Annotated in this window: 15 protein-coding genes and 3 pseudogenes; 16 read left to right on the top strand and 2 right to left on the bottom strand. The window is 42.6% G+C overall.

The features are described 5' to 3' along the window. The first annotated feature begins 16 nt into the window (after nucleotides 1-16). The 14 genes and pseudogenes from JCM10512_RS02585 (at nucleotide 17) to JCM10512_RS02520 (ending at nucleotide 17,672) form a co-directional block, all read left to right on the top strand. A pseudogene (locus JCM10512_RS02585) lies at nucleotides 17-660 on the top strand (ATP-binding cassette domain-containing protein). An 87-nt stretch (nucleotides 661-747) separates the two neighbouring features. Then, entirely contained in the window at nucleotides 748-1,953 is a 1,206-nt protein-coding gene (locus JCM10512_RS02580) for a transporter (protein ID WP_044160168.1), read from the top strand. Between the two features lie 89 nt (nucleotides 1,954-2,042). Next, the gene (miaA, locus tag JCM10512_RS02575; protein ID WP_044160166.1) at nucleotides 2,043-2,963 is read left to right on the top strand and encodes a tRNA (adenosine(37)-N6)-dimethylallyltransferase MiaA; all 921 of its coding nucleotides are present in this window, start codon (nucleotides 2,043-2,045) and stop codon (nucleotides 2,961-2,963) included. Between the two features lie 181 nt (nucleotides 2,964-3,144). Beyond that, nucleotides 3,145-4,071: a diacylglycerol/lipid kinase family protein gene (locus JCM10512_RS02570; RefSeq protein WP_044160164.1), complete on the top strand. Its 927-nt coding sequence runs from the start codon at nucleotides 3,145-3,147 to the stop codon at nucleotides 4,069-4,071. 57 nt (nucleotides 4,072-4,128) lie between these two features. Beyond that, on the top strand, nucleotides 4,129-4,932 hold the full coding sequence (kdsA, locus tag JCM10512_RS02565; RefSeq protein ID WP_044160163.1) for a 3-deoxy-8-phosphooctulonate synthase: 804 nt from the start codon (nucleotides 4,129-4,131) through the stop codon (nucleotides 4,930-4,932). A gap of 124 nt (nucleotides 4,933-5,056) precedes the next feature. Beyond that, nucleotides 5,057-7,897 (top strand): M16 family metallopeptidase, encoded by a 2,841-nt coding sequence (locus tag JCM10512_RS02560; RefSeq protein ID WP_044160295.1) that lies wholly within the window; start codon nucleotides 5,057-5,059, stop codon nucleotides 7,895-7,897. A gap of 27 nt (nucleotides 7,898-7,924) precedes the next feature. Next, nucleotides 7,925-9,423, top strand: a pseudogene (locus JCM10512_RS02555) (DUF5687 family protein). 28 nt (nucleotides 9,424-9,451) lie between these two features. Next, nucleotides 9,452-10,156 carry an ABC transporter ATP-binding protein gene (locus JCM10512_RS02550; protein WP_044160160.1) on the top strand — a complete coding sequence of 235 codons (705 nt, stop codon included), beginning with the start codon at nucleotides 9,452-9,454 and terminating at the stop codon, nucleotides 10,154-10,156. Between the two features lie 4 nt (nucleotides 10,157-10,160). After that, on the top strand, nucleotides 10,161-10,676 hold the full coding sequence (locus JCM10512_RS02545) for a C40 family peptidase (RefSeq protein WP_148298235.1): 516 nt from the start codon (nucleotides 10,161-10,163) through the stop codon (nucleotides 10,674-10,676). A 26-nt stretch (nucleotides 10,677-10,702) separates the two neighbouring features. Beyond that, nucleotides 10,703-11,587 carry a TraB/GumN family protein gene (locus JCM10512_RS02540; protein ID WP_044160158.1) on the top strand — a complete coding sequence of 295 codons (885 nt, stop codon included), beginning with the start codon at nucleotides 10,703-10,705 and terminating at the stop codon, nucleotides 11,585-11,587. 265 nt (nucleotides 11,588-11,852) lie between these two features. After that, entirely contained in the window at nucleotides 11,853-12,170 is a 318-nt protein-coding gene (rplU, locus tag JCM10512_RS02535; RefSeq protein ID WP_044160155.1) for a 50S ribosomal protein L21, read from the top strand. Between the two features lie 23 nt (nucleotides 12,171-12,193). Beyond that, nucleotides 12,194-12,460 (top strand): 50S ribosomal protein L27, encoded by a 267-nt coding sequence (gene rpmA, locus JCM10512_RS02530; RefSeq protein ID WP_044160153.1) that lies wholly within the window; start codon nucleotides 12,194-12,196, stop codon nucleotides 12,458-12,460. A gap of 1,512 nt (nucleotides 12,461-13,972) precedes the next feature. Further along, nucleotides 13,973-15,247, top strand: a complete 1,275-nt coding sequence (gene serS / locus JCM10512_RS02525) for a serine--tRNA ligase (RefSeq protein WP_044160151.1) — start codon at nucleotides 13,973-13,975, stop codon at nucleotides 15,245-15,247. A 135-nt stretch (nucleotides 15,248-15,382) separates the two neighbouring features. Next, nucleotides 15,383-17,672 (top strand): annotated as a pseudogene (locus tag JCM10512_RS02520) (bifunctional dihydroorotate dehydrogenase B NAD binding subunit/NADPH-dependent glutamate synthase). Between the two features lie 226 nt (nucleotides 17,673-17,898). Here JCM10512_RS02520 and panD read toward each other — a convergent pair. Both panD and panC read right to left on the bottom strand, forming a co-directional pair. After that, a complete protein-coding gene (gene panD / locus JCM10512_RS02515) occupies nucleotides 17,899-18,252 on the bottom strand; it encodes an aspartate 1-decarboxylase (protein WP_044160147.1) in 354 nt (117 codons plus the stop codon). A gap of 25 nt (nucleotides 18,253-18,277) precedes the next feature. Continuing rightward, on the bottom strand, nucleotides 18,278-19,123 hold the full coding sequence (gene panC / locus JCM10512_RS02510) for a pantoate--beta-alanine ligase (RefSeq protein ID WP_044160145.1): 846 nt from the start codon (nucleotides 19,121-19,123) through the stop codon (nucleotides 18,278-18,280). Nucleotides 19,124-19,266: 143 nt separating this feature from the next. Between panC and JCM10512_RS02505 the strand changes: the two genes are divergently transcribed. Together JCM10512_RS02505 and bamH are read left to right on the top strand one after the other, a co-directional pair. Further along, nucleotides 19,267-20,100 carry a glycogen/starch synthase gene (locus JCM10512_RS02505; RefSeq protein ID WP_044160143.1) on the top strand — a complete coding sequence of 278 codons (834 nt, stop codon included), beginning with the start codon at nucleotides 19,267-19,269 and terminating at the stop codon, nucleotides 20,098-20,100. Nucleotides 20,101-20,125: 25 nt separating this feature from the next. Further along, complete coding sequence (gene bamH, locus JCM10512_RS02500; protein WP_044160141.1) at nucleotides 20,126-21,760, top strand: BamH family beta-barrel-assembly machinery protein; 1,635 nt, start codon at nucleotides 20,126-20,128, stop codon at nucleotides 21,758-21,760. Nucleotides 21,761-21,904: the final 144 nt, after the last annotated feature.

The following is a 21,904-nucleotide window of genomic DNA, read 5'->3' as shown; positions in this document are numbered from 1 at the left end:
ATGTAAACCAAACGGAATGAATCGTATCCATCTACAGCAAACACTTCCCCAAGTGTTTGCTGATCGTAATTCTGTGAGTTCGGATGTATGGCATCAGGATCTCACTTTCCGAAAAGGGGAAATGTATCTGATAGAAGCAGCCTCCGGCACAGGGAAGTCTTCGCTGTGTAGCTATATCTATGGTTACCGCAACGATTACCAAGGCATAATCAACTTCGATGAGACAAACATTAAAGCTTGCTCCATCAAGGATTGGGTCGAGTTACGAAAGCGATCGCTGAGTATGCTTTATCAAGACCTTCGCATCTTTAGTGAGTTGACTGCTTTTGAAAACATACAACTTAAAAATCAGTTGACCGGCTACAAAAAGAAGAAAGAGATACAAGCCTTCTTCGAAACATTAGGTATCGCTGATAAATTGAATGTAAAAGCCGCTAAACTATCTTTCGGACAGCAACAACGGGTCGCTTTTATCCGGGCGCTTTGTCAACCGTTCGATTTCCTCTTTCTCGATGAGCCATCAGCCATCTGGACGATGAGAACAGTCGAATCATGGGCGAACTCATTAGTACCGAAGCTGAAAAGCAGGGTGCGGGAGTCATTGTCACTTCTATTGGTAAACATATTGAGCTACCCTATCACAAGGTTCTCAGGTTATAATCGAAAAACAGCGTTCCCTTTTGCATCCGACTCGCACAGCCGGTATAAACCTAAAAGACTCGTTTCATCATTAAACATATACACAGCATGAATACCCTCGTCTGGAAACTTCTCCGCCAACATATCAGCATCGGCCAATTGGTTGGTTTCTTTTTCGCCAACTTATTCGGTATGATGATTGTATTACTCAGTGTACAATTCTATAAAGATGTACTTCCTGTTTTTACCGAAGGAGACAGTTTTATGAAGAAGGATTACATCATCGCAACTAAAAAGATCAGTACCCTCGGTTCTTTTTCCGGAAAGAGCAATACGTTCTCTCCCGAAGACATTGCCGACCTAAAAAAACAAAACTTCGCCAAGAACATAGGCGTGTTTACACCCTCACAGTTCAAAGTTTCAGCAGGATTGGGTATGCAAGAGGCCGGAATCCGCCTATCAACCGATATGTTCTTTGAATCGGTACCGGACCCTTTCATCGATATCAAACTAGACAAATGGCACTTTGATGAAAGCAGCCATACCATACCAATCATCATTCCCCGCAACTACTTGAATCTTTATAATTTCGGTTTTGCTCAAAGTCGTAGTTTACCCAAACTTTCGGAAGGCCTAATGGGACTAATCCAGATGGATATCCGGATGCAAGGCAATGGAAAAGTTGAGCAATACAAAGGAAATATAGTCGGATTTTCGAACCGGTTGAATACCATCTTGGTACCTCAATCATTCATGGAATGGGCTAACAGGAATTTCTCTCCGGAAACGAACGCGCAACCGGCTCGCCTCATCGTTGAAGTAAAGAATCCTGCCGATGCTTCCATAGCCAGCTATTTTCAGAAAAAAGGATATGAAACGGAGGACGGCAAACTGGATGCCGGCAAAACGTCTTACTTCCTACGCTTAATCGTAGGTATTGTATTAGTAGTCGGATTACTTATCAGCGTACTTTCATTCTATATTCTGATGTTGAGCATATTCCTACTGCTCCAAAAGAACACAACCAAGCTGGAAAGTTTGCTCCTGATCGGGTATAGCCCCGGTAAAGTGGCCCTACCCTATCAAGTCTTAACAGTTGGACTTAACGTTTTCGTTTTACTATTATCAATCGGCTTGGTAGCATGGCTCCGAACCTATTATACGGAAACAATCCGCCTACTCTTTCCACAACTGGAAACCGGAACTCTATGGCCGGCTATATGCTTGGGCATATGCCTGTTCCTGTTGGTATCTGTAATCAACATTCTGGCTGTTAAACGAAAAGTGCTTTCCATCTGGATGCACAAGAGTTAAGCTGACAGGCTTCATGACAAAAAAACAATTGAATACCAGCGGATTTAAAAAGATTTCGTAAATTTGCCGGTATAACAAAAAGCTCAACTATGCCGACCTATGATTTAATCACCATACTCGGACCTACTGCTTCGGGGAAAACTCCTTTTGCCGCAGCTTTGGGCTACACACTGAATACCGAAATTATCAGTGCGGACTCCCGGCAAATCTACCGTCACATGGATCTTGGTACGGGTAAAGATTTAGCAGACTACACCATCGGGGGACACACCATCCCCTACCACCTGATAGATATAGCTAACCCCGGATACAAGTACAATGTATTTGAATATCAACGAGATTTCCTGGCAGCATACAAAACCATTCGGCAGAAAGGACTCCTTCCGATCTTATGTGGAGGCACTGGGCTGTACTTGGAAGCTGTATTGAAAGGTTACAAGCTCATACCTGTACCGGAAAATCAAGAATTGCGGACTCGTTTAGCCGATAAATCGTTGGAGGAACTGACCGAAATGCTAGCTCAGTATAAAAGTTTGCACAACTCGACTGATGTGGATACTGCGAAACGGGCAATCCGGGCAATCGAAATTGAAGAATATTATAGAGAACATCCGGTACAAGAACGGGAGTTTCCTCAACTCAATAGCCTGATTATCGGTGTAGATATCGACCGCGATTTACGACGTGAGAAAATAACTCGCCGTTTAAAGCAACGCCTTGAGGAAGGTATGATAGACGAAGTACGCCAGCTCATCGCACAGGGTACTGCCCCGGAAGATCTGATTTATTATGGTTTGGAATACAAGTTTTTGACCCAATTTATACTGGGGGAACTTACCTACGACGAGATGTTTAAAGGATTGGAGACAGCTATTCACCAATTCGCCAAACGTCAGATGACTTGGTTTCGAGGTATGGAGCGAAAAGGATTTATGATTCATTGGCTCAGTGCCGAACTGCCAATGGAAGAAAAGATTGCCTTTGTGAAAGGGATACTGCAAGAGAATTAGTATCTTTGCCGTCGGTGTATGGATATTTACTCGATAATTCATCCAACTTCTGACAATTGGTAATCTACAGATCGGAGCAGAGTCGTCTTACCATTGAGCGTATTTTGCGATGTACATAACCGAAGAGGACTAAATGGTAGGAAAGAAAAATGAGTTTTAACTATTAGAAGAGGAACCCAACATGAGTGTAGAACCAGAAAGATGGGGCGTAATTTACAATCCGAGAGCCGGTACCCGCAAGGTACAGAAGCGTTGGAAAGAGATCAAGGAATATATGGAGGAGAAGGGGGTTCCCTACGACTACATACAATCCGAAGGTTTCGGTTCTGTGGAACGACTTTCCAAGATTCTCGCTAATAACGGTTATCAAACAATCGTTATTGTAGGAGGTGATGGCGCGTTAAATGATGCAATCAACGGTATAATGCTATCCGATGCTGAAAACAAAGAGAACATTGCGATCGGAATTATTCCCAATGGCATCGGAAATGACTTTGCCAGATACTGGGAACTCAACACCGAATACAAAGCAGCCGTCGATTGTATTATCAACCACCGAAGTAAGAAGATTGACGTAGGATATTGTAACTTTTATGATGGAGAAAAGCATCAACGCCGCTATTTTCTCAATGCGGTAAATATAGGCCTAGGTGCGAGAATAGTCAAAATCACCGACCAGACCAAGCGTTTCTGGGGAGTTAAGTTCCTCTCTTACGTAGCCGCATTATTCTCATTGATATGGGAACGCAAACTCTACCGGATGCATCTACGCATCAATGACGAACATATCCGTGGCCGAATCATGACAGTCTGTATTGGAAGTGCCTGGGGATGGGGTCAAACACCGAGTGCTGTTCCCTACAACGGCTGGTTAGACGTTTCAGTTATCTACCGTCCGGAGTTTCTGCAAATCATTTCCGGTTTATGGATGCTCATCCAAGGACGTATTCTCAATCATAAGGTGGTCAAGTCTTACCGAACTAAAAAAGTAAAAGTGTTACGGGCTCAAAGTGCATCCGTCGATTTAGATGGACGGATTCTACCCAAGCATTTCCCGTTGGAAATAGGTATACTACCTGAAAAAGCTACCATAATTATACCCAATTAATAACATTAAAAGAGCATCGGAAAGCAAATCCGATGCTTAAAACCTCAGCAACGAAGTATGATCGAATTAAAGAATAACCCAGCCAATAACTTTTTTCTATTAGCTGGTCCTTGTGTTATCGAAGGTGAAGAGATGGCAATGCGTATTGCCGAACGAATCGTCAAAATCACCGATACACTGCAAATCCCCTATGTATTTAAAGGCTCGTACCGCAAAGCAAACCGTTCACGCCTGGATTCATTTACGGGAATTGGGGATGAGAAAGCACTAAAAGTGCTGCAAAAAGTACATCAAACATTTGGTATCCCTACCGTTACCGATATTCATGCAGCAACTGAGACAGATATGGCCGCCGAGTATGTAGATATTCTCCAAATCCCCGCTTTCCTTTGTCGTCAAACCGATTTGTTGGTTGCTGCCGCCAAAACCGGAAAAACAGTCAATATAAAGAAGGGACAGTTTCTCTCGCCCATGGCTATGCAGTTTGCTGCCGATAAAATAGTGGAAGCAGGCAATAATAATGTAATGCTGACTGAGCGCGGCACGACTTTTGGCTACCAAGATTTGGTGGTCGATTATCGCAGCATCCCCGAAATGCAGTCATTTGGTTTCCCGGTGATTCTGGATGTCACGCATTCGCTTCAACAGCCTAACCAAACAAGTGGGGTTACCGGAGGTATGCCTCAGTTAATTGAAACCATAGCTAAAGCCGGCATTGCCGTAGGAGCTGACGGTGTATTCATCGAAACGCATGAAAACCCGGCAGTAGCCAAAAGCGATGGGGCCAATATGCTGCAACTCGATTTACTGGAAGAATTATTGACTAAACTTGTCAGAATCAGGGAAGCTATTAATTCATAGCAAAAAGCCGCCTCTCGAAAAGACAGACTCATCAATTCTATTTTTCTTTCTTTATCTTGTGATTTATTACGACGACTACCGACAAATGTCGGTATACAAAATATCTTTTAAAATCAAACAGAGCATGAAACATTTATTACGTGGTTTATTTATTGCAGCAATTATCCTTTGTTGCAATTTCCAACAAACCGTGGCGCAGCAACAGCCGCAACTGTTGCCTGTTGACAAAAATGTCCGCATTGGGACGCTCCCTAACGGACTGACCTATTATCTCCGTCACAATGCATTGCCCGAGAAGCGCGCCGAATTCTACATTGCACAAAAAGTAGGTTCGATTCTCGAAGAGCCGCAACAACGTGGCTTGGCACACTTCCTGGAGCATATGGCTTTCAACGGAACCAAACACTTCCCTGGTGACAAAAACGGATTAGGTATCATTCCTTGGTGTGAAACAAAGGGTATCAAATTCGGAGCGAACCTGAATGCGTATACCAGTGTAGACCAAACAGTATATAATATCAGCAATGTTCCGACTGACAATATCAACGTAGTTGACTCTTGCCTGTTGATTCTGCATGACTGGTCGAGTGCTATCAATCTTGCGGATAAAGAAATCGATAAGGAACGTGGTGTGATCCGTGAGGAATGGAGAAGCCGTAACAGTGGAATGATGCGTATTTATACCAATGCTCAGTCGACTATGTATCCGGACTCCAAATATGCAGACTGTATGCCGATCGGTAGTATCGATGTAATCAACAACTTCCCTTATCAGGATATTCGCGATTATTATGCGAAATGGTACCGTCCGGACTTGCAAGGGATCATCATCGTTGGTGACATCAATGTCGACGAGACTGAAGCTAAACTGAAAAAGATATTCGCGGATGTGAAAACTCCGTCTCATGCTGCCGAACGTATTTACTACCCGGTAGAAGACAATAAAGCTCCTCTTATCTATATTGGTACGGATAAAGAAGTAACAAGCCCTTCCATGAGCTTCTTCTTTAAACATGAAGCGACACCGGATTCCGTGAAGAATACGATTAGCTACTATGCTACACAATACGTACTCAGCATGGCTATGACAATGCTTAACGAACGTTTTTCCGAACTCAGCCAAACTGCCAATCCTCCTTTCACTGGTGCTCGTGCAGGTTATGGAAATTACTTCCTAGCTAAAACAAAGAACTCATTCGAGTTAGATGCCAGCAGTAAGATTGACGGTGTTGAATTGGCGATGAAAACGATTCTGGAAGAAGCCGAACGTGCTCGCCGCTTCGGATTTACTCAAACCGAATACGACCGTGCCCGCGCCAACTACCTGCAAAGTGTAGAATCGGCCTACAACGAACGTGAAAAAGTGAAAAGCGGCTCATTTGTTAGCGAGTATGTAAGTCACTTCCTTGACAAAGAACCGATGCCGGGTATTGAATTCGAGTATACACTGATCAATCAGATAGCACCGAACATCCCGGTAGAGATGATTAATCAGATGATGCAGCAACTTGTAACGGATGAAAACCAGGTCGTTCTGCTTGCCGCTCCTGAAAAAGAAGGTGTTACTTATCCAACTAAAGAATGGATTGCCTCTTTGCTGAAAGATATCAAAACGTTCGATCTGAAACCTTATGAAGATAAGGTATCTAACGAACCACTTCTATCTAAAGAGCCCCAAGGTGGCAAAATTGTGTCTGAAAAGGCTAACGACATTTACGGAACAACGAAGCTCGTTCTATCTAATGGCGTGACTGTTTATATCAAAACAACTGATTTCAAAGCAGATCAGATTATGATGAAAGGCGTCAGCTTAGGTGGTAGCAGCTTGTTCCCCGACAAAGAGATTTTGGACATATCTCAACTTAATGCAGTCGCTTCAATCGGCGGACTTGGCAATTTCAACAATGTCGACTTAAGCAAAGCTCTTGCCGGTAAGCGCGCCAATGTTAATGCAGGTATCGGTAGTAACACAGAAGCAGTTACCGGTGGATGCTCTCCCAAAGATTTCGAAACAATGATGCAGCTCACTTATCTTACTTTCACCGCTCCACGCAAAGATAATGAAGCATTTGAATCGTATAAGAACCGCTTAAAAGCGAACTTGCAAAACTCTGACGCAAACCCGATGAGTGCATTTGGTGATACGGTTTCCTACGTATTATACAACAACCATCCGCGTGCATTCAGAATGAAAGAAAATTTGGTAGACCAAATCAACTACGACCGTATTCTGGATATGTATAACGATCGCTTCAAAGATGCAAGCGACTTTACGTTCTACTTTGTAGGAAATGTTGACTTGGAAGCTGCAAAACCGCTGATCGCTAAATACCTGGGAGGACTTCCAGCCATCAAGCGCAAAGAAACATTCAAAGATACGAAGATGGAAATCCGCAAGGGAGTGTACAAAACCGAATTTGCCAAGAAGCAGGAAGTGCCGATGGCTACAATCTTATTCTTGTACAGCGCCAATTGCAAATATGACTTACGCAACAATTTGTTGCTCAGCATCCTGGATCAAGCTTTAGACATGGTTTATACTGCTGAAATCCGCGAAAAAGAAGGAGGTACATACGGTGTAAGCTGCGATGGTAGCTTAAGTAAGTATCCGAAAGAACGTCTTGTATTGCAGATCTCTTTCCAAACAGATCCGGCTAAGAAAGATAAACTTGCGGAAGTTGTTACCGAACAATTGAATAAGATGGGCAAAGAAGGTCCGTCGGCCGAACATATGCAGAAGATTAAAGAGTATATGTTGAAGAAGTATAAAGATAGCCAGAAAGAAAATAGTTATTGGTTGAATAACATGGACGAATACTTCTACACAGGCGTTGATTGTACCAAGAACTACGAAGCTTTACTAAATAGCATTACCGCTAAAGATGTACAGCACTTCTTGGCCAACTTACTGAAAGAAAACAATAAGATTCAGGTTGTTATGACTGCACCTGATGAAGAAAAATAATAATATTTCTTCAACGATCTATTTATGATGACATTTTTTAATGAATTACGCAAACAGGGAAAGCTCGCAACTAAAAGGCACCCGATGTATGACAAAAACAAATTTGCCAAAATACTCGGTTATGTCATGGGAGTTTTCTGGGCCGGTTACCTGATATTTATCGGCACATCACTTGCATTCGGTCTTGCAGATATGGTTCCCAATCGGGAACCATACGATGTGATGAACGCTGCTGTGTTGATCTTCATTCTGGCACTGGACTTTCTGATGCGTATTCCATTTCAAAAAACACCGACACAGGAGGTAAAACCTTACCTCCTGCTGCCGGTTAATCGCAACCGCCTTATTGACTTTCTGCTTATCCGCTCCGGAATAAGCACATTCAACCTCATCTGGCTCTTTCTTTTTATACCATTCTCTATTATTACGATTCCCAAATTCTTCGGAGTCATGGGCGTACTCGCCTACCTCATTGGGATCTGGTTACTTATTATTGCCAATAATTATTGGTACCTGCTCTGCCGGACGCTAATCAGTGAAGCTATCTGGTGGGTATTATTGCCTATCGCATTCTATGCGGGAATAGGCTGCCTCATCTTTATCCCCAAGGACAGTCTCCTCTTCTACTTCTTCATGAACTTAGGAGAAGGATTTATCCAAGGAAATCTTCTTTATTTTTTAAGCATACTACTTGTCACACTACTTTTATGGCTAATCAATCGCCAAATCATGTCCAAACTGATTTATGCGGAACTGGCTAAAGTGGATGACTCGCAGATCAAACACGTTTCGGAATATAAGTTTTTCGAACGTTATGGAGAAATAGGCGAATACATGCGCCTGGAATTAAAAATGCTGCTACGCAACCGCCGTTGTAAAGGTGCGTTGAGAAGTGTAGCGATTGTGGTCCTCGCCTTTTCAAGTATACTCAGTTTCTCGACTGTATACGACGGGCGCTTTATGACCTCATTTATATGTGTATACAACTTTGCCGTTTTCGGTATGATCATCCTATCACAGATTATGTCTTTCGAGGGGAACTATATCGACGGCCTAATGTCTCGAAAAGAATCGATCTTCAATTTATTGAAGGCAAAATACTATATATATTCAATTGGCGAAATCATTCCGTTCGTCTTAATGATTCCGGCCATTGTGATGGGTAAACTCACACTATTGGGCGCTTTCGCCTGGTTTTTCTATACCATTGGTTTTATTTATTTTTGTTTCTTTCAACTGGCGGTATACAACAAACAAACCGTAGCCTGAATGAGAAAGTAACCGGTCGCCAATCGAACAGTGGACTCCAAATGCTTATCAACTTTGGTGCCTTCGGTATACCGCTCATTCTGTTCAGTACATTGAATGCCCTATTAGGGGAAACAATAACTTACATCATCTTGTTGTCAGTCGGACTGGGCTTTACCCTGACTTCACCGTTATGGATACAGAATGTATACCGACGCTTTATGAGCCGGCGATATGCAAACATGGAAGGTTTCCGAGACAGCGTCAGTAAGATATAGAGTGATTAACCTTTAAAAAACAGAACCTGTGATTATCATTGATAAACTTTTAAAGAAATTCGGCGAAAAAACAGCCGTAGACATTGCACACTATGAAATCAACCAAGGCGAAATGCTTGGGCTGGTTGGTAATAATGGTGCCGGTAAAACCACTCTTTTCCGATTAATGCTGGACTTGCTGAAAACAGACGAAGGCCAGGTTGTTATTCAAGGTATCGATGTCAGCCAGAATGAGGACTGGAAAAAGTTCACCGGCGCTTTCATCGACGACGGATTCCTGATCGACTACCTCACGCCCGAAGAGTACTTCTACTTTATCGGAAAGATGTATGGCTTGAAAAAAGAAGAGGTCGATGAAAGGCTTCTAACCTTCGGACGCTTCATGAATGGCGAAGTGATCGGACTTAAAAAGCTCATCCGCAACTTCTCTGCCGGGAACAAACAAAAGATTGGGATTATTTCGGCCATGCTTCATCATCCGCAATTACTGATTCTGGACGAACCGTTCAATTTCCTCGACCCCAGTTCGCAGTCCGTTATCAAGAACTTGCTTAAGAAGTACAACGAAGAGCATCAGGCTACGGTCATCATTTCCAGTCACAACCTTAACCATACAATAGATGTGTGCCCACGCATTGCTCTACTAGAAAACGGGATACTCCTGCGCGACATTGTCAATGAAAACAATTCAGCGGAAAAAGAATTAGAAGATTACTTTAATATAACCGAATGAAAAAATGATCAGAAAGTATGCGATACAGCTCGTTGTATTGGTAGGAATCGCTATCAGTTTCAGCTCCTGCCGCACCACTGCTCCACGTCTCGATTACAAAGCAATAGCCCGGGCATCTGTGCGCTTGGGCATGGATATCAACTTAGAAGACAACCACAAACTATATGTAGAAGCATCCGAATGGATCGGTACCCCCTACCGGCCCGGAGGTGATTCTAAAAGAGGAACCGACTGCTCCGGTCTGACCACCCAACTTTATAAAAAGGTATACCGCACCTCACTATCCCGCAGCACAGACGAACAGAAAAACGAAAGTAGCAAAGTACCCAAACGCAATCTACGCGAAGGTGATTTGGTCTTTTTCACCAGCAATCAGTCCGGTAGGAAGCCCGCCCACGTCGGTATCTACCTCAAAGACGGCAAATTCATCCATGCCAGCACCAGCAGTGGCGTTATTATCAGCAACCTCAGCGAACGTTATTACACACAACACTGGATATCCGGCGGAAGGCTCCGCTAACGATTCCGGCATAAATAAATTCAGGTATGAAAACATTTGTAGGAACAATTCTTTTTGTGTGCATTGCTTTAAGCGCACATGCACAAATCCTTTGGAAAGTATCGGGTAACGGACTGCAAAGCCCCTCATACATTATCGGTACACATCACCTGGCTCCACTTAGCATCAAAGATAGCATTGCCGGTTTGCCGGAAGCGTTAAAAGCGACTCGTCAAGTATATGGTGAGTTGAAAATCTCGGATATTCAGTCCGCCACAACCATGCAAAAGATGCAGCAACAGATGATGATTCAAAGCGATACGACACTGCAATCACTCTTGGGCGCGGAAGAATATGAACTGGTTAACAAATTCAGCAAAGAGAACCTACGGTTGGATCTGGCAGTCGTTCCCAAGCTCAAGCCCGCTGCTCTGCAAAACAACATCGTAGTAATGGCCTACGTAAAACATATCGGGGGCTTCAACCCACAAGAACAATTAGACACCTACTTTCAGACCGAAGCATTGCGGGAAGGTAAGAAAGTGGAAGGACTTGAAACACCCGAATTTCAATTTAATCTGTTATACAATAGCACTTCCCTCACCCGGCAAGCTCAATTATTAATGTGCACACTCAAAAATATCGACGCCGAGGTAGAGCAACTCAGAGTTGCAACGGAAGCGTATATGAAACAGGATTTGGACAAAATACTCCTGATAAGCCGGGAACGGAATAATGACTCCTGTGACCCATTGCCGGAAGAAGAAGCCGCCATGAATGATAAACGAAATCAGGCGTGGGTGAAAAAGTTAGATGTTATCATGAAAGAAGCTCCTACTTTCGTTGCAGTCGGCGCTTTACATTTGCCGGGAGATAAAGGATTATTGAATCTATTGAAGTTACGTGGGTACACAGTGGAGCCGATCAAATAAAACGGGATACTGCTGCATCTATAAAGCGCTTGCTCAACAAACTCAAGTTAGCGGTATATTCTCGACAAACCGTGCAAATAAAACAAAAACGCAGTCAAAGAGACCGAATACGTTCTATTTCAGCAACAAAAAAGCGAAGAAACATTTGTATGTGATAAATAAAAACTGTAATTTTGTGCCCGATTATTCCGCAACAGGTTCGATAAAGAGTCCTTTAAGTGATTAAAGACCACCTGCCGGAGCTAACTTATACATTATATATAAGATGTACGCAATTGTAGAAATTAACGGTCAGCAGTTTAAAGCAGAAGCTGGCAAAAAATTGTTCGTTCACCACATCGCAGGTGCAGAAAACGGTGTAACTGTAGAATTCGACAAAGTTCTATTGGTAGACAAAGACGGTAACATTACTGTAGGTGCTCCGACCGTAGAAGGCGCGAAAGTGGTTTGCCAAGTAGTATCAAACTTGGTTAAAGGCGACAAAGTCTTGGTTTTCCACAAGAAAAGAAGAAAAGGTCACAGAAAACTGAACGGTCACCGTCAACAGTTCACTGAGTTAACAATTACAGAAGTAGTAGCTTAATCAATTTTAAAAAGTAAGAAGAAATGGCACATAAAAAAGGTGTCGGTAGTTCTAAGAACGGCCGCGAATCGCAAAGTAAAAGATTAGGCGTTAAGATATTTGGTGGCGAAGTTTGCAAAGCAGGCAACATTATCATTCGTCAAAGAGGTACTGAATTCCACCCAGGTGACAACATGGGTATGGGTAAAGACCACACTCTTTTCGCTTTAGTAGATGGTACAGTTAGCTTTAAAGTAGGTAAAGAAGACAGAAGATATGTTTCTGTTATTCCTGCATCTGAAGAAGCATAATAGCACAACTGAATAAATTAAAAGCGGAGATGTAATCCATGTGATTATATCTCCGCTTTTTTATATATAACCACGCCACACCCCATTACTTATCATAAAAAGGGTTCTCCCCTAACTCCGATCAATGTGAACTCCAGCGGATAGACTGCATCTATAGACAGACTGACTAGTAAAATACAGAAATTAGGAGTGTGACAACATGTAAGAACACATCATGTCATAGTCACTTTTTCCCATAAAAGACTGATTGACAATTCAATATATTGCGCCTTCTTTTCTGATACTGATCTTTTCAACAGATAATACCGATTTCCGAAGACTGTGTACTTGGCAAAATATCCCGGCAGATAGCCGCAAACACCTAGTAAAAGGCATCTTTGCCCATAATATTTCCTGTTCCACAACTGTGGAACAGCTGACTCACATATTGTGGAACACCTGTCGCACATACTATGGAACAGCCGTCGCACAATATGTGCAACAGGAAATAGAAGGGAATAAACATAAAGAAAGACTACTTAAATCCACGAATAGTTGCGCACGATACGGTTCTTAAATAGAGTTATTTGGTGAAATGAAAACTCTGTTTTTGGGGGAAGCAAACAATAGCTATCACTCCTCAGAATAAAAGGATCGAGAAAAAGAAGGCGCATTGTAATCAATTGATATACTGAACAATACACAAAAAAGTGATTCAGTCATAAGCGTGTTGTATCATTATGCAAAGTACTTCTCTCAAGCTCCAAAAATGAAAACATAGACACAGAATAGCTGCATGGATATGGTACGGGGTGCAAAAGAGTCGAAACTTAAGCAGTACTCAAAAAAGAATGAGAGATCCCTCAAAATGAATGAGAGATAAGCCAAAAAAGAGGCAAAAATACGAGAAAATGATGAGAGATACCAGTTTTCAAAAGTATCTCTCATTCTTTATCATTTTGATTATCTGACACTTAACACACAAACAATGAGACCATGAGAGATAAAATATTTTTTCTTGCATGTAGGAGGAAGAGAGAAGATTACTAAAACACAAAAGAAACCAAACTCCACATCGAATTCTTCCCCAAAAAAGATCTCGATGTTTTTTAAAAAGAGCCTGATCTTTTCATTGAAAGAGCCTGATGTTTTTTTAAAAGATCAGGCTCTTTTTAATTAGTTTCCCTATTCTCTATAATTATGCGCTCAGTTCAAGAGAATCAAACTCTCAAGCATTAACAACCTAGCATGTAGGTATTAACAACTTAAAAATCAGTTAACTAGTTCCAACAGATCGAGTTAGTTGAATCAAAGACTCGACTTACCTAAAACAAGTATTCAACTTACTTCAATTGAACGGTTGATTCCAGTCAATTGGATGCTTCAATTCGTGCCGAAACAGGGTTTACTTGCACCCATGTGCATACATGGGCCTTATCGGGCACCCGCAATTATATGCCCTTATTTTTACGGATTGTTCGTTTTTTCCTTATCTTTGTGATCGCAAAAAGAAAGTACATAAAAAGTATAGATATGCTGACCATTAAACAGATTACAGACGATACAGAGGCGGTACTCCGCGGACTGGAAAAGAAGCATTTCAAGAATGCTAAAGAAACGATTGATGAAGTTATCGCTTTCAACGACAAAAGACGTAGTGCACAAAATCAATTAGATAACAATCTGGCAGAGGTAAACTCACTTTCGCGCACGATCGGTCAATTTATGAAAGAAGGCAAGAAAGAAGAAGCGGAAGCTGCCCGTGCCCAAGTTACCGAACTGAAAGAGGTCAATAAAGAGTTGGATGCTGCCATGACAGAAGCAGCTACCGAGTTGCAGAATCTACTTTACACAATTCCCAATATACCCTACGAAAGCGTTCCCGAAGGTACGAATGCCGAGGACAATGTAGTAGAGAAAATGGGTGGAATGGAAACCGAACTTCCTAAAGACGCCCTTCCCCATTGGGAACTAACCAAGAAATATGATCTGATTGATTTCGACTTAGGAGTCAAGATCACCGGAGCCGGTTTTCCGGTATATAAAGGAAAAGGCGCGCAATTACAACGTGCACTGATTAACTTCTTTCTGGAAGAGGCACGCAAATCAGGGTATCTTGAAATCATGCCTCCTACGGTTGTCAATGCCGCTTCCGGTTACGGAACGGGACAACTACCTGATAAGGAAGGACAAATGTACCATTGCGAGGTGGACGATTTATACCTGATCCCAACTGCCGAAGTACCCGTGACCAATATTTACCGGGACGTAATTCTGGACGAGAAGCAACTACCGATCAAGAACTGTGCATATACGCAATGCTTCCGTCGTGAAGCCGGATCGTATGGCAAAGATGTGCGTGGTTTAAATCGTCTGCACGAATTCTCCAAAGTGGAATTGGTTCGTATCGATAAACCGGAGAACTCTCAGCAATCTCATCAGGAAATGCTCGATCATGTGGAAGGCTTACTGCAAAAGTTGGAACTTCCGTATCGCATTCTCCGCCTATGTGGTGGCGACATGAGTTTCACCGCAGCACTCTGCTTCGACTTTGAGGTATACTCTGAAGCACAACAGCGCTGGTTGGAAGTTAGCTCAGTCTCTAACTTCGACACCTACCAAGCCAACCGCTTGAAATGTCGCTATCGCAGCGGAGAAAAGAAAACAGAACTCTGCCACACACTCAACGGCTCTGCGTTGGCATTGCCACGTATTGTTGCCGCACTGCTCGAAAACAATCAAACGCCCGAAGGCATCCGAATCCCAAAAGCCTTGGTCCCTTATTGCGGATTCGACATAATCGACTAAATATTAACACTTCAATATTCCGAAAGCCACTCAATAAAAGAGTGGCTTTCTTTTTTGTTTTTCCAAATTTGCTGTATCTTTGCTCAAATAATATCAATCTGATACTTGTTACGTAATAATTCCAACAAAATAAAGATGAACAAAATCATTAGCAAAGAAACGCTTTTCGGAAAAAGTGTTTAAACTAGAAATTGAAGCTCCATTGATTGCCAAGTCACGTAGAGCCGGTCACTTTGTGATTGTACGTGTAGGCGAAAAAGGGGAGCGTATGCCTTTGACTATAGCCGGTTCTAATATCCAAAAAGGCACTATCACACTGGTTGTACAGGAAGTAGGACTCTCCTCCACGCGCCTGTGCGAACTAAATGAAGGTGATTATATCACCGATGTAGTCGGTCCGTTGGGACAAGCAACTCACATCGAGAACTACGGTACTGTGGTATGTGCCGGTGGTGGTGTAGGTGTTGCCCCGATGCTCCCGATCGTACAAGCTTTAAAAGCTGCCGGTAACCGGGTCATCACGGTATTAGCCGGACGAAGCAAAGATTTGATTATCCTGGAAAAAGAGATACGCGAAAGCTCTGACGAGGTAATTGTCATGACCGATGATGGTTCGTACGGACGCAAAGGTTTGGTTACCGAAGGAGTAGAAGAAGTGATTAAACGCGAAAAAGTAAATAGATGCTTCGCCATTGGCCCCGCCATCATGATGAAGTTTGTCTGCTTATTAACCAAGAAATATGAAATACCTACCGACGTGTCGCTAAACACCATCATGGTGGACGGCACAGGAATGTGTGGTGCTTGCCGCATCACCGTAGGAGGAAAAACCCGATTCGTCTGCGTAGACGGTCCCGAATTCGACGGTCATCAGGTCGATTTTGATGAGATGCTCAAACGTATGGGCGCATTCAAAAGCATCGAACGCGAACAAATGAGTAAGCTTCAACCCGAATGTGAAGCAACTAAAGAGATAGACGATAAAACGCGCAATGCGCCTTGGCGTCTCGAACTACGCAAAGCTATGAAAGCGAAAGAGCGCACGACTATCCCTCGGGTAGAAATGAATGAACTTGATCCCGAATACCGTTCTCACAGCAAGAAAGAAGAGGTTAACCAGGGACTGACAGCCGAACAAGCTGTTACAGAAGCCAAGCGCTGTTTGGACTGTGCCAACCCGGGATGTATGGAAGGATGTCCGGTAGGTATCGATATCCCCCGGTTCGTTAAATACATAGAGCGCGGCGAATTTCTCGAAGCTGCCAAAACGCTGAAAGAAACAAGCGCCCTTCCGGCTGTATGCGGTCGTGTTTGCCCCCAAGAGAAACAATGCGAATCAAAATGTATCCACCTCAAGATGAACGAAGAAGCGGTGGCCATTGGACACTTGGAACGCTTCGCAGCCGATTACGAACGCGAGAGCGGACAAATTTCGGTTCCGGTTATCGCTGAGAAGAACAACATCAAAATAGCAGTTATCGGTTCGGGTCCAGCCGGACTGGCTTTTGCCGGTGACATGGCTAAATACGGATACAACGTAACCGTATTTGAAGCGTTGCATGAAATCGGCGGAGTGCTAAAATACGGTATTCCTGAATTCCGTCTGCCGAACAACATTGTCGATGTTGAAATCGATAACCTGTCGAAGATGGGTGTCGAGTTTATCAAAGACTGTATTGTCGGAAAAACGATTAGCGTAGACGATCTGAAAGAAGAAGGATTCAAAGGCGTATTCGTGGCCTCCGGTGCCGGATTGCCTAACTTCATGAATATTCCGGGAGAGAATTCAATCAACATCATGTCTTCCAACGAGTACTTGACTCGTGTCAACCTGATGGACGCAGCCAGCGAAGATTCCGATACTCCGGTTACACTGGGTAAACGAGTAGCGGTAATCGGTGGTGGTAACACCGCAATGGACTCTGTCCGTACCGCCAGACGCCTGGGTGCCGAACGTGCCATGATTGTTTATCGTCGTTCGGAAGAAGAAATGCCTGCACGTCTTGAGGAAGTGAAACATGCCAAAGAAGAAGGTATCGAATTCCTGACGTTGCACAATCCAATTGAATACTTGGCTGACGAACTGGGACGTGTCAAACAAGTCATTCTCCAGAAGATGGAATTGGGAGAGCCTGATGAGTCGGGACGTCGTAGCCCGATAGCTATTCCGGGAGCAACCGAAACGATTGATATCGACTTAGCAATTGTCAGCGTTGGCGTATCTCCCAACCCAATTGTTCCGAGTTCGATCAAAGGTTTGGAAGTCGGTCGCCGGGGAACCATCACTGTAGATGAAAACATGCAATCGTCAATCCCCATGATTTATGCCGGTGGAGACATCGTTCGCGGTGGTGCTACGGTTATTCTAGCCATGGGAGACGGTCGGAAAGCGGCTGCTTCAATGCACGAGCAATTACAGAACTAAAAACAAATTACAAGAAGGACAGCTCTCTATACCCGAATCGTCTTTCGGTAAAAGCTGTCCTTTTTTATATTATCTTCCTTCAACACGAAGGAGAATGAAACAATTTAAAGAAAAAGCAAATCCCCTCGGCAGACAGAATTTGTCGATCGAGCCGGAAAACAAAAAGAATCCTTGATTAAGATACGATCAAGGATTCTTTCATTATTGTAAAAGATTAAATTCTTTTTTACTCGACTACGGTGTTCGTGGTCGGATCGGGAAAAACAAGAGTCGGTTTAAACGACTTAGCCTCTTCAAAATCCATTAATGCGTATGACATAATAATAATAATATCATCCGGTTGCACTTTACGCGCAGCTGCACCGTTCAAGCAAATCTTACCTGAACCCCGCTCACCTTTAATAATGTAAGTTTCAAAACGCTCACCATTATTATTGTCAGCAATGTACACTTTTTCACCGGGAATCATATTAGCAGCATCCAACAAGTCTTCGTCGATCGTGATGCTACCCATATAATTCAGGTTCGCTTCTGTAACGCGAGCACAATGAATTTTCGACTTCAACACTTCTATCATCATAAGGGTTTCGTCTTTTTTTTAAAATTTAGAACTTATATTTAATGTTATCAATGAGTCGAACCTCACCGCAAAAAGCTGTTATACAGCCTACCACATACGAGGTCTCTTCCCAGTCGCTAATCTCTTGCAGTGTATCACCATCTACTATCTCGAAATACTCCAAACGTAGTCCTGGCGCATCTGCAATGGCACTTTCCACCATTTGTTGAGTCTCACTTACTGTGTGAGACGCTGCAAAGTTACGACTTTTAAATAAAATGCGGGAAATATTCAGTGCATTTTCGCGTTCCACGTCAGATAAACGCTTATTACGGCTACTCAGCGCCAGTCCGTCTTCTTCACGTACGATGGAACATCCCACGATTTCGATGTTGTACTTCATCTGGCGAACCATCTCCCGGATAATAGCTAACTGTTGGAAATCTTTTTCGCCAAAATAAGCCCGATCGGGTTGCACCGCATCAAAAAGCTTACTAACAATCTGGCATACTCCGTTAAAATGCCCCGGACGGAATGCTCCCTCCATCACAGTATCCAGAGGTGCATAGCTAAACTGGCGATTATCCGGCTGCGGATACATCTCTTCCACCGAAGGAACAAACGCAAATGCAGCGCCACAATTCTCCAATAAGACACAATCTGCCTCCACAGTACGCGGATATTTAGCTAAATCATTTTTATCGTTAAATTGAGTGGGATTAACAAAAATACTCACTACAGTAACACCATTTTCACTTACACTACGCTTCACCAATGACCCATGTCCACTATGTAAAGCCCCCATTGTGGGCACCAACCCCACCTTCTTACCTTGGGCTCTTAGGCTCGACAACTCGGTCTGCAAGTCCTTGATAGTGTGTATAACTTTCATTTTTTCTATTCGATTAATGTTTCAGTCGTTTGCAAAAACTCTGCAAAATAAACTAATATTTGCCACATAAAGAAAGAATAAGCTGTTTAAAGTTCCTTTTTTTTGCTATCTTTGCAGAATATTATCAGAGAACGATTGTTATTATGACAAAGGCGAATAAAGTTTTATTTATTACACAAGAGATTACACCTTACGTTTCAGCATCCGAAATGGCCGATATAGGTAGAAACCTACCACAGGCTATCCAAGAAAAAGGTCGTGAAATTAGAACCTTCATGCCCAAGTGGGGAAACATTAATGAACGCAGAAACCAATTGCATGAAGTAATTCGTCTCTCCGGTATGAATCTGATTATTGACGATACCGATCATCCCCTCATCATCAAAGTTGCCTCTATACAGTCAGCACGTATGCAAGTATACTTTATCGACAATGATGACTATTTTCAAAACCGCTTGCAAACAACCGATGAAGACGGCGTAGAATATGACGACAATGACAACCGTGCTATTTTCTACGCACGTGGTGTATTGGAGACCGTGAAGAAGCTTCGTTGGTGTCCGGATGTTATCCACTGCCACGGCTGGATGACTGCATTGGCCCCGCTTTATATTAAAAAAGCGTATAAAGACGAACCATCTTTCCGCAATGCAAAAGTGGTATTTTCCGTATACGAAGATGATTTCAAAAGCTCCTTCAGCGAAGGCTTTGAAAATAAGCTGATGCTCAAAGGCATTACCAAAAAAGACTTACCTGAACTGCAAGAACCATTTAACTATGCCACTCTATGCAAACTAGGTGTCGATTACTCGGACGGAGTAATACAAAATAGCGAAAACGCTGACCAATCTATCATAGAATATGCACGCCAATCCGGTAAACTAGTACTCGATTATCAACAACCGGATAATTATGCGGATGCTTGTAATGACTTCTATGACCGAGTATGGGAAGCTGGCGAAAATAAAGAAGAGTAAACAAATCAAGACCCATCAATCAATCATGAAACTAAAATATGCATTGATAGCTTTACTGACAGTATCCTTTTTCGGATGTGACGATAACACAGCCGGATTGGGGCTAGGACTCTTTCCTGGCGGAGACCAAGGAATAAAAGGACAACTGTCTACATTTGATGTAACTACAGAGTCTGTCCTCGCCGGAAGTATATATGCCAAGACAAACATCGGATATGTAGGTAAATTCACCGATCCAACTTTCGGTACTTACAAAGCCGGCTTTATGGCAGGCCTGAACTGTCCGGAAGGATTAACATTCCCGGCAGTCTATACCGTTACTCAGAGTTCAAATGGCAATCCAAGCAAAGCAACCGGTGTTATGGTTGGTGATGAATCGGAGGATAACAAAGACGTAACCTTTATTAAAGACAGCAATGGTAAAATAATAGGTAACATACATACCGTAGAGGTTTACATGCTATACAATGGCTATTTTGGCGATTCATTAACAGCATGCCGACTCAGCCTTTATGAACTGAATAAAAAGTTATCAACTCCTGATGCGTATTTAACGAGCATTGATCCGACTAACTATTGCAATAAGAGCACCGGCCTTTTAGGCACAAAAGCTTATACAGCCGTTGATATGTCTATTAAAGACTCGCTCCGCAACAGTAGCAGTTATTCACCCAACATACGTGTTAATCTCAAAAGCCAGATAGCCGAAAGAGTGGGAGGAACCATATTAAAGGCTTCCAGAGATTATGGCAAAGACTTATATAAACACTTTGGGGATTCATTCAAAGGCTTATACGTAGAGAGTGACTATGGAGATGGTACAATCCTTTATGTCAATCAAGTCCAAATGAATGTCGTTTATAAATGCTATGCAACTGATAGTATCACCGGACTTAAGTTGAAAAAGAAAGTAAAAGAAGAAGGAGATCTGACATACAAAGACTCAACCTACTATACATACCGTACATTCTTGTCTACCCGAGAAGTTATTCAAGCAAACAGCCTTGAGAATGATGAGAATGCTATCAATGACTTGATCAATAATAGTCTTAATTGTACATACCTGAAAACTCCATCGGGAATTTTCACTGAAGCTACTCTCCCTATTGATAAGATCGAAAGCAAACTACTTGGAGATACATTGAATGCAGTGAAGCTGGCATTTAGCAACTACAATCAAGATAGCGACAAGAAATTCGGAATGTCTATTCCAACCAATGTAATGCTGATTCGCAAACAAATAAAAGATTCATTCTTTAAGAAGAATCAACTCCATGATGGAATATCGTCTTTCCTTACGGCCAATTCTTCCAATCAATATACATTTAGCAATATCACCAAGCTAATCAACGCATGTATTGCAGAGAAGAATAAAGCTATTCAAGATCTTGAAAAAGGTCCTATCACAATTACGCGTGATGATAATACCACCGTTACGGTTACTAACCTCGAAGACTGGAAAAAAGAGAGCGGATGGGATAAAGTATTGCTGATTCCGGTTCTTTTAACCTATGACTCAACAACTTCAACCAACAGTAATATCATTAGCATCCAACATGACTTGAAACCAGGTTATGTACGCTTGAAAGGCGGAAAGAAGAATGACCAATCTTTCAACAACATTAAAATGGAAGTTACATCTACCCATTTTGACCGGTAAACAAATAACGTAATCACTTCATATCAAAAATAAGGAGTAGCTATCTAGCTACTCCTTATTTTATTTAGTGGGTTGCATAGTTCCGAACAACCAAATCCAAAATCCGATCCTTATAGGTAAGGTAACCATACAATGAGAGGAAAC

The organism is Bacteroides reticulotermitis JCM 10512, from assembly GCF_000517545.1.
Taxonomy (GTDB): domain Bacteria; phylum Bacteroidota; class Bacteroidia; order Bacteroidales; family Bacteroidaceae; genus Bacteroides; species Bacteroides reticulotermitis.
Note: the sequence above shows the minus strand (reverse complement) of the source record. Positions and strands in the feature narration are given on the sequence as shown.